At 66.5% G+C, this 16,841-nt stretch carries 18 protein-coding genes and 1 riboswitch; of the genes, 12 read left to right on the forward strand and 6 right to left on the reverse strand.

Annotated features, from left to right (window positions below):
* Positions 1-125: 125 nt before the first annotated feature.
* From ACYU98_RS04785 to ACYU98_RS04800, 4 genes are all read right to left on the reverse strand, one after another.
* A complete protein-coding gene (locus ACYU98_RS04785) occupies positions 126-428 on the reverse strand; it encodes a DUF4333 domain-containing protein (protein ID WP_460467051.1) in 303 nt (100 codons plus the stop codon).
* Positions 429-516: 88 nt separating this feature from the next.
* Entirely contained in the window at positions 517-1,836 is a 1,320-nt protein-coding gene (locus ACYU98_RS04790; protein ID WP_460467052.1) for a dihydrolipoamide acetyltransferase family protein, read from the reverse strand.
* 100 nt (positions 1,837-1,936) lie between these two features.
* The gene (locus tag ACYU98_RS04795) at positions 1,937-2,965 is read right to left on the reverse strand and encodes an alpha-ketoacid dehydrogenase subunit beta (protein WP_460467053.1); all 1,029 of its coding nucleotides are present in this window, start codon (positions 2,963-2,965) and stop codon (positions 1,937-1,939) included.
* A complete protein-coding gene (locus tag ACYU98_RS04800) occupies positions 2,962-4,086 on the reverse strand; it encodes a thiamine pyrophosphate-dependent dehydrogenase E1 component subunit alpha (RefSeq protein WP_460467054.1) in 1,125 nt (374 codons plus the stop codon). The genes ACYU98_RS04795 and ACYU98_RS04800 overlap by 4 nt, the downstream gene beginning before the upstream one ends.
* Positions 4,087-4,152: 66 nt before the next feature.
* On the opposite strand from ACYU98_RS04800, the gene ACYU98_RS04805 reads away from it, so the two are divergent.
* A complete protein-coding gene (locus ACYU98_RS04805) occupies positions 4,153-4,677 on the forward strand; it encodes an Lrp/AsnC family transcriptional regulator (RefSeq protein ID WP_460467055.1) in 525 nt (174 codons plus the stop codon).
* A gap of 148 nt (positions 4,678-4,825) precedes the next feature.
* On the opposite strand, the gene ACYU98_RS04810 is transcribed toward ACYU98_RS04805, so the two are convergent.
* Complete coding sequence (locus ACYU98_RS04810; protein ID WP_460467056.1) at positions 4,826-5,128, reverse strand: DUF4235 domain-containing protein; 303 nt, start codon at positions 5,126-5,128, stop codon at positions 4,826-4,828.
* Positions 5,129-5,240: 112 nt separating this feature from the next.
* A riboswitch (TPP riboswitch) is annotated at positions 5,241-5,348 on the forward strand.
* Between the two features lie 133 nt (positions 5,349-5,481).
* On the opposite strand from ACYU98_RS04810, the gene ACYU98_RS04815 reads away from it, so the two are divergent.
* The 10 genes from ACYU98_RS04815 to ACYU98_RS04860 all read left to right on the forward strand — a co-directional run bounded on the left by ACYU98_RS04815 (position 5,482) and on the right by ACYU98_RS04860 (position 14,850).
* The gene (locus ACYU98_RS04815) at positions 5,482-6,417 is read left to right on the forward strand and encodes a thiamine ABC transporter substrate-binding protein (protein WP_460467057.1); all 936 of its coding nucleotides are present in this window, start codon (positions 5,482-5,484) and stop codon (positions 6,415-6,417) included.
* A 1-nt stretch (position 6,418) separates the two neighbouring features.
* Positions 6,419-8,071, forward strand: a complete 1,653-nt coding sequence (locus tag ACYU98_RS04820; RefSeq protein WP_460467058.1) for an ABC transporter permease — start codon at positions 6,419-6,421, stop codon at positions 8,069-8,071.
* On the forward strand, positions 8,071-8,712 hold the full coding sequence (locus ACYU98_RS04825) for an ABC transporter ATP-binding protein (protein WP_460467059.1): 642 nt from the start codon (positions 8,071-8,073) through the stop codon (positions 8,710-8,712). The genes ACYU98_RS04820 and ACYU98_RS04825 overlap by 1 nt, the downstream gene beginning before the upstream one ends.
* Before the next feature lie 5 nt (positions 8,713-8,717).
* On the forward strand, positions 8,718-9,500 hold the full coding sequence (locus ACYU98_RS04830; protein WP_460467060.1) for a thioesterase family protein: 783 nt from the start codon (positions 8,718-8,720) through the stop codon (positions 9,498-9,500).
* Positions 9,501-9,545: 45 nt separating this feature from the next.
* A complete protein-coding gene (locus ACYU98_RS04835; protein ID WP_460467061.1) occupies positions 9,546-10,325 on the forward strand; it encodes a nucleotidyltransferase domain-containing protein in 780 nt (259 codons plus the stop codon).
* A gap of 69 nt (positions 10,326-10,394) precedes the next feature.
* Positions 10,395-11,900: a protein kinase domain-containing protein gene (locus ACYU98_RS04840; RefSeq protein ID WP_460467062.1), complete on the forward strand. Its 1,506-nt coding sequence runs from the start codon at positions 10,395-10,397 to the stop codon at positions 11,898-11,900.
* A 122-nt stretch (positions 11,901-12,022) separates the two neighbouring features.
* Positions 12,023-12,925, forward strand: a complete 903-nt coding sequence (gene pucL, locus ACYU98_RS04845; protein WP_460467063.1) for a factor-independent urate hydroxylase — start codon at positions 12,023-12,025, stop codon at positions 12,923-12,925.
* A gap of 1 nt (position 12,926) precedes the next feature.
* The gene (gene uraD, locus ACYU98_RS04850) at positions 12,927-13,421 is read left to right on the forward strand and encodes a 2-oxo-4-hydroxy-4-carboxy-5-ureidoimidazoline decarboxylase (protein ID WP_460467064.1); all 495 of its coding nucleotides are present in this window, start codon (positions 12,927-12,929) and stop codon (positions 13,419-13,421) included.
* Complete coding sequence (gene uraH, locus ACYU98_RS04855) at positions 13,421-13,747, forward strand: hydroxyisourate hydrolase (protein WP_460467065.1); 327 nt, start codon at positions 13,421-13,423, stop codon at positions 13,745-13,747. Before uraD ends, uraH begins: the two co-directional genes overlap by 1 nt.
* A 2-nt stretch (positions 13,748-13,749) precedes the next feature.
* Positions 13,750-14,850: a glycerate kinase gene (locus ACYU98_RS04860; RefSeq protein ID WP_460467066.1), complete on the forward strand. Its 1,101-nt coding sequence runs from the start codon at positions 13,750-13,752 to the stop codon at positions 14,848-14,850.
* A gap of 4 nt (positions 14,851-14,854) precedes the next feature.
* Here the strand turns inward: ACYU98_RS04860 and ACYU98_RS04865 are convergent, their stop codons facing one another.
* Positions 14,855-15,811: an endonuclease/exonuclease/phosphatase family protein gene (locus tag ACYU98_RS04865; protein WP_460467067.1), complete on the reverse strand. Its 957-nt coding sequence runs from the start codon at positions 15,809-15,811 to the stop codon at positions 14,855-14,857.
* A gap of 90 nt (positions 15,812-15,901) precedes the next feature.
* Between ACYU98_RS04865 and ACYU98_RS04870 the strand changes: the two genes are divergently transcribed.
* Positions 15,902-16,729, forward strand: coding sequence for a bifunctional allantoicase/(S)-ureidoglycine aminohydrolase (locus ACYU98_RS04870; protein WP_460467068.1), 828 nt, complete (start codon positions 15,902-15,904; stop codon positions 16,727-16,729).
* The last annotated feature ends 112 nt before the right edge of the window (positions 16,730-16,841 follow it).

Here is a 16,841-nt window from a genome sequence, read left to right on the forward strand (position 1 = left end):
GCGAGCGAGACTGGTCGCTATAACAACGAAAATCCTTTACTACGGCTGTAGTGGGCCCGCCCACTACAGCCGTAGTAAAGGATTTCGGTCGTTATAGCGACCACTTTCGTGGTCCTATGGGTTGGTCAGCCCTTAGAAATCGTGTAGTTGACGGTCTTGCCCTCGACCGTCTTCACGGTGGCCTTGAACTTCTGCTTGGTGCCGTTGACCTTGCCCTCGCAGGTGGTGGTGGCGCCAACCTTGGCCTTGAGGTTGTCATCGCACTTCATGTCCGAGACCTTCTCGCCAGTGGCGCTGACCTTCTGGCTGATCTGCTTGGCGACATCTGACTTCTTGACGGCGGCCTCGCTGCTGCAGGCAGTGACACCGCCGGCAAGCAGGACGGCGGCAACGGACACGGCGGCGCCGCGGCGAACGATGGTGCTCATGCTGGTTCCTCCCAGTGGGGTTTCGATCCGGCTCGAATCCTACGCAGCAGCTGTGGACCCGTGGGGTCCGCGTGGCCACGAGCCGCGCTCAGCTGTCGGCGAGCAGTCGCAACGGTCGCTCGACGGCATCGGCGACAAAGCGCAGGAAGCCGCCGGCCGAGCCCCCATCGCAGACTCGGTGATCGAAGGTAAGGCCCAGCTGGGTCACCCTGCGCACGGTCAACGCGCCGTCGACGACCCAGGGGCGCTCGATGATCCGGCCAACGCCGAGCATGGCCGCCTCCGGGTGATTCAGGATCGGGGTTGATCCGTCGACTCCGAAGACGCCGTAGTTGTTCAGCGTGAAGGTGCCGCCGGCGAGGTCGCTCGGGGAGAGGTCGCCGGTGCGCGCCCGGGCCGTGAGGTCCGCCAGCGCCGCGCCGAGTTCGCGGGTCGTGAGGGATCCGGCGTCCTTGATGACCGGCACCACGAGGCCACGCGGCGACTGCGCTGCGAACCCGAGGTTGATCCGGCCATGCCGCACGATCTCGTTTCCCTCGACCGAGGCGTTCAGCTCCGGGTAGTTCTTGAGCGCCGCAACGCAGAATCGGGCCATGAGGGCAAGGACACCGACGTTCTCGATCCCACTGTCGCGCAACTGGTTTCGCGCTTCGATGAGGCCGGTGGCGTCGACGTCGACCCAGGTGGTGGCGTGCGGGATCTCGCGCCGAGAGGTGGAGAGCTTCTCGGCGATGGCCCGGCGGACGCCAGTCAGCGGGATGCGTACGTCGTCGACTGAAGCCGGTAGGACGGGCTGGGCTGCAGCCGATGCGGCGTTGTGTACGGCGGTGGGTGCGCTGGTCTGTACGGCGGCGGCCGGGGCTGACGTAGCGGCAGCCTCCACATCGGCGCGACGGATCACCGTTCCACTCGCCGGAGTGATCGAGCGCAGGTCGACCCCGCGCTCCTGAGCCAGGCGTCGGACGATCGGGGAGATGACGCGGGGGGCTTGTGGTTCCACCGGAGGTTTCGACACGTCACTCGTACCTCGCGAAGGCTCAACCGACGGGGGGCTGGCCGAGTCGTGTTGCGGCCCGGCGACACCCGCGCCTTGCCGGCCCGCGCGCTGGCGCCGCCCATTCCCGCCGTGTCCGGTGCCGTAGCCGATCAACACCGCACCCGACCCCTCATCGGAGGACACCGTGATCAAGGGCGAGCCGACGGCCACCACATCGCCGGGCTTGCCGTGGCGCGTCGCGACGGTGCCTGCGTACGGCACCGGCACCTCGACCGTTGCCTTCGCAGTCTCGACCGTGACCACGACGTCGTCGATTCCGACAGTCGCGCCATCCTCGACCGACCACTCGACGATTTCGGCCTCGGTCAGACCCTCGCCAAGGTCGGGGAGGTTGAAGGTGCGGTTGCTCATCGGCGGCCTCCAAGTTCCGGGGTCCCCGCGAAGTATCGAAGCGACGAAGGAGCGGAGAACTTCGTGGGGTGTAGGTCGGGCAGGTTGAAGGTGCGGTTGCTCATCGGCGGCCACCTTCGAACGGCTGGTCGTCCCACTGCAGTCGCTCGATCGCGTCCAGGATCCGGTCGACACCGGGCAGGTAGGTGTGTTCGAGCATCGGCGCTGGATAGGGCACGGGCAGCCCACTGACCCGCAGCACAGGCGCGGCAAGTGAGTGGAAACACTGCTCGCTGATCCGCGCGGCCAACTCGCCGGCAACTCCGGCGAACCCTTGGGCCTCGCTGACGACGACGCATCGTCCGGTGCGCTGCACCGATCGCAGGACCGTCTCATCGTCGAGGGGGGCGATCGAGCGCAGGTCGATGACCTCCACGTCGTAGCCGACCTCAGCCGCAGCCTCGGCTGCCTGCAACGACGTCGCCAACGACGGCCCGTAGGTCACCAGGGTGACCTCAGATCCCTCCCGACGGATCGCGGCGGTTCCGTAGCCGGCGGCCGGGGTGGCGACGTCGACCTCGCCCTTGGACCAGTAGGAAACCTTCGGCTCGAAGAAGATCACCGGGTCGGGGTCGTCGATCGCCTCGCGCAGCATCCAGTAGGCGTCTTCCGGCGTGGCGGGGGTGAACACCTTCAGTCCGGGGGTATGGGCGTAGTAGCCCTCGCTGGAATCGCAGTGGTGTTCCACGCCGCCGATACCGCCGGCGTAAGGGATCCGAATGACCATCGGCAGGTTCACCGCACCGTTCGTACGGTTACGCATCTTGGCGACGTGTGAGGTGATCTGCTCGAACGCGGGATAGGCGAAGGCGTCGAACTGCATCTCGACAACGGGGCGGAATCCGGTAAGGCACAAACCGATTGCGAAGCCGACGATGCCGCTCTCGGCCAGCGGGGTATCGAAGCAGCGGTCCTCGCCGAACTCCCGGGTGAGGCCGTCGGTGATCCGGAAGACGCCGCCGAGAGTGCCGACGTCTTCGCCGAACACCAACACGTTGTCGTCGGCAGTGAGCGCATCACGCAGCGCGTTGTTCAGCGCCTTGGCGAAGGTCAGGGTCTGGGTGGTCGCGGGTGCGGTGGTGGTGGTCATCGGCTCTGCTCCTGGCTTGCTGCAATCTCGGCCGAGACCATCGTGCGGGCCTGATCGACCTGCGCGGTGGGGCGGGCAAAGACGTTGTCGAACAACGACATCGGGTCGGTGCTGGGGTCGAGGTTCATCCGGTCTCGCAGATCCGCAGCCAACGCTTCGGCCTCCTGTCGTACGGCATTTGCCTGGTCGTCGTTGAGCAAGTTGTGGCCGCGCAGGTACGCCTCGAGGCGGGCGATCGGGTCGCGTTCGAGCCACGCCGTGACCTCGTCGCCGGAGCGATAGCGCGTCGCGTCGTCGGCATTGGTGTGGGCGTCCATCCGGTAGGTGTGGGCCTCGATCAGGAACGGGCCCTTTCCGGATAGGCAGTGCTCGCGGGCGACGTCCATCACCGCGAGAACGGCGGCGGGGTCGTTCCCATCAACCTGCTCGCTCGCGACGCCATAGCCAATTCCTTTGTAGGCCAACGCCGGCGCCTTGGTCTGCTTCTCCAGTGGCACGCTGATCGCATATTTATTGTTTTGTACGAAGAAGATCGCCGGCGCCTCGAACACTGCCGCAAAGTTCATGGCCTCGTGGAAGTCGCCCTCGCTGGTGGCGCCGTCGCCGATGAACCCCAGGGCGACGCCCTGCTCGCCGCGCCGCTTCATCCCGTAGGCCGCGCCGGCGCAGTGGATCAGTTGGGTCGCCAGCGGCGTGCACTGAGCCGCCGTTCGATGCGCCATCGGGTCGTAGCCGCAATGGGCCGATCCGCGCAGCAGGGTCAAGACCTCAACCGGGTCAATCCCGCGGCTGACCAGCGCCATGGACTCACGGTAGGTCGGGAACATCCAGTCGGTTGCGGTGAGCGAGGCGATGGCGCCGACCTGGCAGGCCTCCTGGCCGCGCGAGCTCGGATAAACCGCCAGCCGACCCTGTTTGGTCAACGCCGTTGCCTGCAGATCGAATCGGCGCCCCAGCACCATCCGACGCCAGAGGTCCTGCAGCCGGTCAGCCGAGGGCATCGGATAATCGCGGCGAGTGCCCTGCTGCTCGACCTCGAGGCCGGTCGGATCGAGCAACTGCACCGGCCGCGGTGACGGCAGGAGGGCCTCGACGGCGGACATCTCAGATGTGGGCTGCATCACACCATCGTGACAAAATCCGCACGAATGGCTCAAGTCGGCCGCAACTTGGTGGACGATTGGTCTATGGAAGCACCTCACGATGGCCGTTCGTCCAAATCGAATGGCGCGGAGAACCCGCCGAGTGGACGATCACCCGAGCCACTCGACGCCGTCGATCGCCAGATCCTCGGTGAGCTCGAGCGGGACTCGCGGGTCTCGGTCCGCACGCTGGCCGAACGGCTGCACCTGAGCCGGGCGGGTGCCTATGCCCGGATCGACCGGTTGCGCGAGCGCGGGGTGATCACCGGCTGGACGGTCCGGATTGATCGGCGTCGCGCCGGGTTGCACACGATCGCCTACATCGCGCTGAACATTGAGCAGAACACGTGGCGCGCGGTGAGTGCGGCGCTCGCCGAACTGCCCTACCTCGACACGATCGCGCTGATGGGCTCGGAGTTCGACGTGCTGGTGCAGTTGCACGCGCCGGACAACGAAACGCTGCGCTCGATGGTGCTGGAGCGGATCCAAGCGATCCCCGGGGTGCTCGGGACGCGTACGTGGTTGGTGTTCGAGGAACTTAAGGGCGCGGGCACGCCGTGGGTGCCGTGAGGCATCAGCGGCAACGTAGGCAACCAACAACGTCCGCAAAAAGAGCGAGTGGAGGCGATTCCACGTCGCCGTGACGTGGAGTCGCATCCACTCGGATGCCGCAGCTCACGCTGCGGCAAAGCCCTCAGGCAAACGAACAGCCGTGCCCTTAGGCGCTCTTCTCGACTGCCTTCTGCTGCTGCTTCACGACGGCCTTCGGTGGGTGGCCGGCCGACTTGGTGTAGTAGTCGGCGGCCTTGCGCTCGGCGAACGCCTTGACCGCGCCGGCGGCGGCGGTCGAGATGAGCATGAACAGCGCCGTCTGCTTGGCGCTGTAGTTCGGGTCGTGCTTGTTCACCGGGGCTGCCTGACCGGTGGTTGCCTTCCATCCGGAGTTGGTCGCCTTCTTGGCGACCTTGCTTGCCACGACGCCGCTGGCGATGGCCATGACCTTCCAGACCACATTGCCCATGTGAATAAGCCTCCTTGAACGGGGTCGCGACATCGCGACCCACTTGACGCAAAAGTATCGGTTCGAGCCTGCCATGTTCGGCCGGTGGGGGTAACGGTGTAGCGTCGGAGACCGGAAACGACAGGGGAGCGCAAGTTGCGCTGAGAGTGCGGTCACCAGGCCGCAGACCCTCGAACCTGATGCGGCTAGTACCGCTGTAGGAAGTCGAGCCCCTCCTTGATATGAGGAGGATTCCGTTGTCCCGCATTGCTATTGCTGTATCCACCGCCACCGCGTTGATGTTCGTCGCTGGCTGCTCGGGGTCTGAAACCGCGCCCACGAAAACGACGTCCACGGACACCAAACAGACCGTCGTGAAGCTCGTCACGCACGACTCCTGGGTGGCGCCGAAGCCGTTGTTGGCCGAGTTCACCAAGGCGACCGGCTACGAGGTCAAGGTTGTCGCCAGCGGTGACGCCGGCAAGTTGGCCAACTCGATCGTGCTCACCAAGGGCAACCCGGTCGGTGACGTCACCTTCGGCATCGACAACACCTTCGCCACCCGGGTCTCCGGCTCGGGCGCGTTGACGCCATACGCCGCAAAGCTGCCTGCGGGAGCCGACAAATACGCGTTGACCGACGCGAAGGCGGCCAAGGATCTGACCCCGATCGACTTCGGTGACGTGTGTGTCAACGTCGACGACACATGGTTCACCAAGCACAAGGTGACCCCGCCGGCCTCGCTCGACGACCTGATCAAGCCCGCGTACAAGGGCCTTTTCGTCACCCCGGGCGCCGCGACGTCCTCGCCCGGCATGGCCTTCCTGCTCGCCACCATCGCGAAGTACGGCGAGTCGGGTTGGCAGGGCTACTGGACAAAGCTGATGGCCAACGGCGCCAAGATCACCTCGGGCTGGAGCGACGCGTGGAGCGTCGACTACACCGCCGGCGGCGGCAACGGCGCTCGCCCGATCGTCCTGTCCTACGACAGCAGCCCCGCCGACACCAAAACGAAGTCGTCGGCGCTGTTGAACACCTGCTTGCGCTCCGTCGAATACGCGGGCGTCCTGCAGGGCGCGAAGAACCCCGCCGGCGCCAAGGCGTTCATCGACTTCATGCTCGGCAAGAGCTTCCAGAGCGCCCTCCCGGCGAACATGTACGTCTTTCCGGTCGACCCCACGGTTGGCCTCCCGGCGGAGTGGAAGACCGCGGTCAAGGTGCCGAGCAAGCCGCTGAACGTCGACCCCGCCACGATCACCGCCAAGCGCGACGGCTGGCTGCGGCAGTGGCAGGACGTCACCACCCACTGAGATGCGCGTCGTGAAGTGGGGCCGCGTCGGGACGGTGATCGGGGCGTTGATCCCGATCGCCTTCCTGGCGGTCTTCTTCCTCCTGCCGGTCTCGGCGATGGTCGCCCGCGGGCTCCACGCCGACGGTCAGTGGAGCCTCGGCGCGGTCACCGAGGTGCTCGGCAGACCTCGGACCCGGCGGGTCGTCTGGTTCACCCTGTGGAGTTCGGGCCTGGCGACCGCGATCACTGTTGTCGTCGGCCTGCCGATCGCGTATGTCACCTACCGGCTGAAACTCCCCCTTGCCACCCTCGTACGAGGTCTGCTGGTGATGCCGTTCGTGTTGCCGACCGTCGTGGTCGGCGTCGCTTTCCGCACCCTGCTCGCGCCCGGCGGACCGCTGGCGTTCCTGGGTTGGGACGGATCGCGGCAGGCGATCGTGGCCGCGCTGGTCTTCTTCAACTTGGCCGTCGTGGTGCGCTCGGTGGGCAGCCGCTGGGCGGCGCTCGATTCGCGCCAGGAGGAAGTGGCAGCGACACTCGGCGCGTCACCGTTCGCCGTGTTCCGGACCGTCACGCTGCCGGCCCTGGGGCCGGCGATCCTGTCGTCGGCGAGCGTCATTTTTCTGTTCTGCGCGGGCTCGTTCGGCGTGGTGCTCACCCTCGGTGGCCTGCGCTACTCCAGTGTCGAGACCGAGATCTACCTGCTGACCACCAATTTCCTCGACCTGCGCGCGGCCGCCGCGCTCAGCCTGGTCCAGGCGGTCGCGGTGATCTCGCTGCTGCTGATCACCGAGTGGGCGACCCACCGAGCCGGGAGCGTTCGACTACGCAGCGGCATCGGCGGACGGCGTCGGATTCGTCGCAGCGATACGCCACATCTCGTCGTGACCGCGCTCGCGCTTGCCTTCGTCGTGACCCCGATCGGCAGCCTGGTTTGGCGCTCGCTGCGCGTGGGTGACGCCTGGAGCCTGGCCAACTACCGCAACCTGATGCACGTCTCCGGCGACGATCCGGTGTTGCAGGTGACGGTCTTGCAGGCTCTGGTCACCTCGTTGCGCGCCGCGGTCGACGCCACGTTGATCGCGGTGGTCCTCGGGTTGATGGTGGCGGTCGTGGTGACCCGCCGCCCGCGTACGCGGTCGGGCCGACGAGCGCTCTCGGTGCTCGACGCAGTGTTCATGCTGCCGCTGGGGATCTCGGCGGTCACCGTCGGATTCGGCTTCCTGATCGCACTCGACAAGCCGCCGGTGGATTTCCGGGACTCGCCCTGGTTGGTGCCGGTGGCGCAGGCGTTGGTGGCGCTCCCGCTGGTCGTTCGTACGATCGGCCCTGCCTTGCGCTCGGTCGATCCGCGGCAGCGCGAGGCGGCCTCGATGCTGGGGGCGGCGCCGTGGCGGGTCTGGTGGGACATCGACCGGCGGGTGCTGTGGCGTCCTTTGTTGGCTGCGATCGGTTTCGCGTATGCGGTCGCACTAGGCGAATTCGGGGCGACCAGTTTCCTGGCGCGACCCGACCACCCGACACTTCCGGTCGTGATCTACCAACTGGTCGGCCATCCCGGGGCGCGCTACTTCGGCATGGCGCTCGCCGCCTCCGTGGTGCTGGCCGCGGTGACGGCGGCGGTGATGACCGTGGTGGAGCAGTTGAAGGTCGACTCGACAGGAGCATTTTGATGAGCGGTCTGTCGGTGCAGCAGGCGAGCGTGCGTTTCGGCTCGGCGCTCGCCCTCGATCATGTCGACCTCGAGGTTGCCAAAGGCGAGATCGTCGCGGTGTTGGGCGCCTCCGGCAGCGGGAAATCGACGCTGCTGCGCGTGATCGCCGGGCTGCAGGACCTCGACTCGGGCAGCGTCTTTTTCGCTGGTCACGACGTCACCCGCGAGCCGGTGCACCGCCGCCACTTCGGCCTGATGTTCCAGGACGGCCAGCTCTTCGCCCACCTCGACGTCGCCGAAAACATCGCGTATCCGCTTCGCCGGCAACGTGTTTCGGCGATCGAGCGCAAGCAGCGGGTCACCGAACTGCTCGAGCTGGTTGGACTGGGCGGCTTCGGCGACCGCCCCGTGACGACTCTGTCGGGTGGGCAGCAGCAACGCGTCGCGCTGGCCCGGGCGCTCGCCTCGTCGCCGCGACTGATGCTGCTCGACGAACCACTGTCGGCGCTCGACCGCGACCTGCGCGAACGCCTCGCGGTGGATCTGCGCGAGATCCTGCAGACCACCGGCACCACCGCCCTGCTGGTGACCCACGACCGGGAAGAAGCGAGCGTCATTGCCGACCGCACGGTGATGATGGAGTCCGGCACCTTACGCTGACCGGCGTGAGCAGCTACTACCGCCGCACCGGAGACGACACCTTCGAGCCGACCCTGCACGTTCAGGGTGCCTGGCAGGAGAACGAGCAACACATGGCGCCGATCAGCGCGTTGATGACGCACCTGATCGACACCCATGACCCGCGGCCCGACCTGCAGATCGGGCGGATCACCTTCGAGATTCTCGGGATGATCCCCTTGGCCGAAAGCCAGATCACCGTTGAGACGATCCGCCCCGGCCGCACCATCGACCTGCTGGAGTCGACGCTGGTCATCGGCGACCGGCCGATCATCCGCGCGCGGGCCTGGCGGGTGGCGGTGAACGACACGAGTTCGTACGCGGGCAACGAGCTGCGGGTGATCGACGGGCCCGAGGCGGCGCGTCCCATCGACCCGACGACCGAATGGCCGGGCGGCTATATCGCCTCCCTGGAGATGCGGGAACTGCCCGGTGGGCGCGACGGGCGCCGCGCGGTGTGGCTGCGCGCTAAACCCGATCTGATCGAAGGAGAGCGGGCGACTGCGTTGGCATCGTTGATGACTCGGGTCGATACCGCGAATGGTGTTGCCACCCGGATGCGACCCAACGAGCTGATGTTTCCCAACGTCGAGTTGTCGTTGCATCTGCTGCGGCGTCCGGACCCGGAGTGGGTTGGCTTGGACACCCGAGTCAGCTTCGGGTCGACCGGGCTCGGGCTGACCTCCTCGACCATCCATGACGGCAACGGGCCACTCGGGCGGGTCGAGCAATGCCTGACGGTGCGCGAGTTCACCCCACAACGCCCGTAGTAAAGGAATCTGGTCGCTATAACGACCACGTGGCAGGGTGAACCCATGCTTCCGGACCCCGTGAAGACCGTCACCACGCGACACCTCGAGCAACTGCAGCAGCGACTGCCGGGCTATCTGGAGGGCCTCTATCTGCATGGTTCGCTCTGTTGGGGCGAATTCTTCCCAGGCAGCGACATCGACTTCGTCGCCGCGACCTCTCGGCGCCCCAATGAGACGGATCTGGCTGTGCTGCAACAGATCCACCGCGAGCTCGATACCGATGGTCGCGACTACGACGGCTTCTACCTGCCCACCGACCAACTCGCCCAAGACCCGTCGCTGCTGGCGGTGGTGCCCGGCAACCTGCACGTCACCTACCAGGTCGACCACCACCCCGACGCGACCCTGATCACCTGGCACGAACTCGCCGAGCGTGGCATCACCGTCTTCGGTCCGCCTGCCCGCAGCGCGGAGATCTTCACCGACGAGGCGGTGCTGGAAATCAACACCCGCACCAACTTGCACTCCTATTGGGCTCCGACCGCGGACCGCGTTCGAGCGGCAGATCCGGCGACGGTGACTCCCAAGCTGGCCGCCTGGTGCGTGCTGGGCATCCTGCGACTCCACCATCTGCTGAGCGAACACGCGATCACCGCCAAATCGGCGGCGGGCCGGTGGGGACTCGAGCGCCTCCCACACCACCGCGCGGTGATTGAGGAAGCACTTGCCTGGCGAGAACAGTGCACCATCACCGGGGCGTACGGCGACCCGGCCGACCTGCAGTCGGCGGTCGTGGCGCTGTTGGATGAGGTGCTCGACGAATACGACATCCATCACGGGTGAAACCGGCAGCCGCGCGCTGCCGTCAGGATCCGTGGCCACTACGCTGAGCAGTCGTTCGAGGGGAGTGCGATGACCGCGATCAATCGCGTGGGGAACCGCTATGAGCTGCGCTCTCGGATTGCCGGCGGCGGCATGGGCGAGGTCTGGAATGCCCACGATGAAGTGCTCGATCGCCCGGTCGCGGTCAAGATGTTGCATGCCGGGCTGTCGGACGACCCGGGCTTCCTGGAGCGGTTCCGTGGCGAGGCGCGCAACGCAGCCAAGCTCGCCCACGGCAACATCGCCCAGGTTCACGACTACGGCGAGGACGACGGCGCCGCCTACCTGGTGATGGAACTGGTCGAGGGCGAGCCGCTGTCGGCGATCATCCGGCGCCGAGCCCCGCTGACCGCGGTCGAGTCGATCGAGCTGCTTGAGCAGGCTGTGGCCGCGCTGGAGGCGGCTCACCGCAAGGGGATCATCCACCGCGACGTGAAGCCGGCGAACATCGTCGTGACGCCCGAAGGGGTCGCGAAGCTGACCGATTTCGGCATCGCCCGCGCGCTCGGCTCTGCCGGGATGACCCGAGCCGGTGAGGTGCTCGGCACCCCGCAATACCTGCCTCCCGAGGCTGCCCTCGGCAAGGAGGTCGGGCCGCAGGCCGACGTCTATTCGCTCGCCGTGGTCGCCTTCGAAATGCTCAGTGGCAGTTGGCCTTTCCACGCCGACACCGCGGTCGGCCTGGCGATGGCGCACATTCAGCAGCCGCCTCCGCCACTGCCGGGTGGGGTGCCCGCGCAGATCTCTGCGGTCGTACACCGCGGTCTGGCGAAAGACCCGAGCGATCGTTTCGCCACCGCGGCAGCGTTCGCCGAGGCGCTGGGGGCGGCCTTGGCTCAGACCCCGGTCGCCCTCGCCGAACGAGACATCACTGCGGCTACGACAACCGTGGTGCCGGTCGCGTCGCCCGCCGCGCAGCTCGCTGCGCCGCCCAGCGCTGGACCGGTCGCTGAGCCCGCGTCACCCGCTTCCCTCTCCGATGCCTGGGCCGACGCCCTGCCGCAACCGACCTCCCCACTGGCGACCATCCACCCGGAATCAACGGCTGGACCTGTACGACTGCGGCCAGGACAGAATGCCGCTCTCGTCAGCGGGGTGGTCGAGGTGATCTGCACTGTCGGCGCGGGCAGCGGTGAGCCGCTCGACCCAATGGCCTTCGAGGTCGATGTGAACGGCAAGGTGTTGCAGGACGATTCGTTCGTTTTCTACAACAACCCGCGCTCGGGTTCCGGGGCGATCGAGCTCACGACCGACGGCGTCCGAGTCGATCTGGACCGTCTGCCGCAGGAGTGCGCCGCGGTGAACGTGGCGGTCGCCGATGATCACCAGTTGGGCGACCAGCAGCTGACCGTGACGGTCCGCACCGGCGAGAACGACATCGCCTTCGACACCGACCCAGTTGACCAGGAGCGAGCGCTCATCGTGGCTCGGATCTACCGCCGTGACGGTGTCTGGAAGCTGCGCAACGTGATGGCGGGCTGGGCTGATGGGTTGGAGCCGATGGTGCAGGACTTCGGGCTGGAGATCGAGGACTGACCTTCCAACGGCGCGGCCGCAACCCTTGACCGCCCCCACGCAACCTCTTAAAGTTCCACTATACGTAACACGAGTTCCACAATGCGGAATATGTGTCGGAATCAACGGGAAGCCAGGAGTCCATGAGCTACGTCCTCGGACCGAACCAGTACGGCAAGGCGGAGAACCGCGTCGTGCGCATCTATCGCGACACCGACCGCCACGAGATCAAAGACCTCAACGTCTCGACCGCGCTGCGCGGCGACTTCTCGGCCGCCCATGCAAGTGGCGATCAGGCCGAGGTATTGCCGACCGACACCCAGAAGAACACCGCATTCGTGTGGGCCAAGAAGCACGGCGTCACCTCGCCCGAGGATTACGCGCTCGCCCTCGGCGCGCGACTGATCGAGGCCTGCCCGAACGCTGACGCGGCGCGCATCGAGGTCGACGAATACGTCTGGGACCGCATCGTGGTCGACGGCAAGGAACACGACCACTCGTTCGTACGGCGTGGTGGTGAGACCCGCGGCACGATCGTCACGCGGGGCCGGGACGGCAGCCAATGGGTCGTTTCCGGGTTGAAGGACCTGGTCGTTCTGAAGTCGACCGGTTCGGAGTTCAAAGGTTTCTTGAAGGACGAATACACCACGCTCGCCGAGGCCGACGACCGCATCATGGCCACCTCGTTGGTCGCCCGTTGGCGCTATGACGGTGTCGACGTCGACTGGAATGCGGCCTACGACAGCATCAAGGCGATCCTGCTTGCCACCTTCGCGACGAAATACAGCCGCGCACTGCAGGAGACGCTCTACGCGATGGGCGAGGCGGTCCTGGAAGCCCACCCGGAGGTCGCCGAAATCAAGTTCTCGGCGCCGAACAAGCACCACTTCCTCTACGACTTCGCGCGGTTCGCCGACGACGTCGAGAACAACGGCGAGGTCTTCCACGCAGCCGATCGTCCGTACGGACTCATCGAGGCGACCGTTCAGCGGTCCGACATGAGCGACGCCGGTGACGCTTGGCTGACCGTTCCGGCGTTCGTCTGAGATGGGTCTCGCTGACTTCAACACATTGGCCGATGGCGACGCCCGTGAGGTGCTGAGGATCTGCCTACCGGTTGATCGCTGGGTCGAGCAGGTGGCGAACGGCCGCCCGTACGACACCCCAGCCGCTGCGCTGGCGACCGCCGCCGACGCGGCAGCGGAACTCGACGACTCGGAGTTGAGCGCGGCCCTGGCCGGTCATCCGCGGATCGGGGAGCGGGCGTCGTCACCGGCGCATGCAGCGGAGCAGTCCGGTGCGGAGCAAGCCGGAGTCGACCGGTCGGATGCCGCCCTGATGCAGCGACTGGTCGAGGGGAATCACGCCTACGAGGACCGGTTCGACCGGGTCTTCCTGATCCGGGCGAAAGGGCGAGATGCGCGCGAAATCCTCGCTGAGCTCGACCGGCGGCTACAGAATGACGACGCGGCCGAACGAGCCGAGACCGTGACGCAGCTGCGCGAGATCGCGTTGCTGCGGTTGCAGGAAGTGGTGGAGTGATGGGCACTTTGAGCACCCACGTGTTGGACACGAGCCGCGGGAAGCCGGCGCAGGGAGTGCGGATCTCCTTGGAGACATTGGCCGGTGACGCCCTTGATGCGGGTGTGACCGATGCCGATGGTCGGGTCGGACAGATCGGCGCCGATGTGTTGCCCGCGGGCGACTACCGGTTGGTGTTCGCCGCCAAGGACTACTTCGCCGAGCTCGGCGTCGAGTCGTTCTATCCGCAGATCGCCGTGGCCTTCACGATCGCGGACTCCACCCAGCACTATCACGTGCCAATCCTGTTGAACCCCTTCGGTTTTTCGACCTATCGCGGCAGCTGACTGTGCCGCGGATCGTCATCGCCCCGGACAAGTTCAAGGGCACCCTCACCGCGGCGCAGGTCGCCCAGGCGGTGGCCCGCGGGATTCGCCGGATGGTGCCCGAGGCCGACTGCGTGAGCGTTCCGGTGGCCGACGGCGGTGACGGAACGCTCGCCGCGGCTGAACACGCGGGGTTCAAGAGCGTACGGCTGCAGGCGGCGGATCCGCTCGGCGTGCGTGTCGCCACTCGATTCATGCGTCGCGGTGACGAGGCCGTGATCGAGATGGCCGAGGTCAGCGGGTTGGCGATGCTCGGCGAACGGCGAGATCCGTTGCATGCCTCGAGTCGTGGGCTCGGCGAAGTCATCGCCGCGGCGCTCGACGCCGGCTGTCGGCGGATTGTCGTCGGGATCGGCGGAAGCGCGTCGACCGACGGCGGAGCCGGAATGGCAGCCGCCTTGGGAGCGCGCTTCGACGTGGCGGGGGATGGCGGTGCGGCGCTCGCCGCGGTTGATCGGATCGATCTTTCGTTCCTTCACCCCGGCCTGGACGACGCTCAACTACTCATCGCCTGCGACGTCGACAATCCGTTGACCGGCCCGCAGGGCGCCGCCACGATCTATGGCCCGCAAAAGGGCGCCACCGCGGCCGATGTCGACCGACTGGACGCTGCCCTCTCGCACTGGGCCGATGTCATCGCCGAGGCGAGTGGTCAGGACCACCGGGATGCGCCGGGGGCTGGAGCCGCGGGCGGTGTCGGATTCGCGGCGATCGCGCTGCTCGGCGGCAGCCTGCAACCCGGCGCATCGCTCGTTTTCGAACTGGTCGGACTGCCGGCGGCCATCGCCGGCGCGGACCTCGTGATCACCGGTGAGGGAGCGCTCGACCGGCAGACCTTGCATGGCAAGGCGCCTGCCGCCGTTGCCGAACTGGCTGGCGCCCAAGGAATTCCGACGGTGGCAGTCGCTGGTATCTGTGAGTTGGACGAGGCCGGGCTGCAGCAACTCGGGGTGCTGGCGGCGTACGACTTGATGTCGGTCGCGACGGATCGCGCCGAAGCAATGCGCGAGGGTGAGCGGCTGCTGGAACAGCTGGGCGAGCGCATCGCTAGGGACCACCTGTGATGGCTCAAGCGCCACAGACGGTGAGGTCGCTCCAGACCGCTCGGTGGTCGGAGCCGCGGATGGTCACCGCGGCCGCCGCGGAACTGCCGAGACCGCGCACCATGATGTGGTCCAGTGGCTCGAACGGCGGAACTTTCGAGGCGTTCGGCCAGGTCGGAGTTTGGAAGCCCAGGGTTGTTGGCCCAGCCGAATCCATCCCGCGGACGGCCTCGCGGAATCCGGGATGTCCCCAGGAAGCGTTGAAGTCGCCAGCCATGACCACCGGGCCGCGATGCGTCCGCTGCCACTCGCCGAGACCGGTCAACGTCCGGCGCCAGGCATCGGCCTTGCGGTCGGTCGGCGGAAACGGGTGGACGGCCTGCACCACAACAGTCTTCGAGCCGACGGTGATCTCAGCGGCCGGCTGTTCGAAGCGCAACGCAGCTCCGGCGTACCCCGCACCCGTCGTCTGTTTCAGGGGGAGCCTGGACAGGATCGTTCCCCCGGTCGAGGCATCGGTGGATGTTCCGGTGGTGCGCCGCGAGAAGCGTTGTCCGCCAGGCGTCCTGAGGAAGTGCTCCACAAAGTTCTCGTTCGCTTCGACCAGGACGATCGTGTCAACGTTGTGTTTGATCACCGCATCGCTCAGGGAGTCGACTGAGGCGGTAGACACATATGCGTTGAACGACATCAGTGACATCCGCGAACCCGCGCAAGCCTCGGCCGTCCGCCATTGCCACATCGGCAGGGCAGCGAGGACGATCGCGACCACTGCCGCGGCAGCCGCAATGCGGTGGCGCAACGCCGCGGCGACGATCAGCGCGACAACGCCCGCGAGCACCGTCATGAACGGCAGTGCTTGCAAGACCGTCCAGCGCAATTGGCCAACCCCGGCCGTCGAGTCGACCAGCGGGATGGCGGTTGCCAGCGCCACGACTGCCGATAGTGCGAGCGGCAGCCACCATCGCCAATTTCTGCTCATGAATCCCCCTGTTGCGCGGTCCAGTTCAGTCCACGAATGCGACCGATGGATAGTTTCGGCCACGAATCACCGATTGCGAAGGAACTCAGGATGAATAGCTATTTCGTGCCGCGCGGCGGACTGCCCGACCAGACCGATCTGACCACCGACCGCGCGGTCTTCACCGAGGCCTACGCGGTGTTGCCGCGGGGAACCATGCGCGACATCGTCACCAGCAACCTGCCGTTCTGGACCAACACAAGGCTGTGGGTGATCGCTCGGCCGCTGTCTGGGTTCGCGGAGACCTTCTCCCAATACATCGTCGAGGTCTCGCCCGGTGGTGGCTCTGACCAGCCCGAACTCGACTCCGCTGCCGAGGGCGTGCTCTTCGTCGTTGACGGGTCGTTGGCGTTGTCGCTGGCTGGCAACCATCACGAGCTACGTTCCGGCAGTTACGTTTTCCTGCCGCCAGGCACCGACTGGACCCTGAAGAACACCAGTGCGGCCACTGCGACCTTCCACTGGATTCGGAAGGCCTACCAGCGGGTCGACGGGATCGAGGTCCCTGAAGCGTTCGTGACCCATGAGGACGACGTTCCCGGTGGGGCGATGCCTGGCACCAACGGCGCCTGGACGACACAGCGGTTCGTCGACCCCACCGACGTACGCCACGACATGCACGTCAACATCGTGAATTTCGAGCCGGGCGGGGTCATCCCGTTCCCGGAGACGCACGTGATGGAACACGGGCTGTACGTCCTGGAGGGCAAGGCGGTCTATCTGCTCAACAAGGACTGGGTGGAAGTTCAGGAGGGCGATTTCATGTGGCTGCGCGCGTTCTGTCCGCAGGCTTGTTACTCCGGTGGACCGGGTCGATTCCGCTACCTGCTTTACAAGGACGTCAACCGCCACGTCGCGCTCAGCCGTCAGTTCGTCTGAGGCTGATGTCCAAGATTCCGGCCAGAAACGGTCCGGACGCGTAGGGTGAAGGTGCGTGTCGTTTGCATGGAAAACCGGGGCGCGGAGGCAGTTCCCAACCATGCACCAGGTG

Source organism: Calidifontibacter terrae (assembly GCF_054778835.1).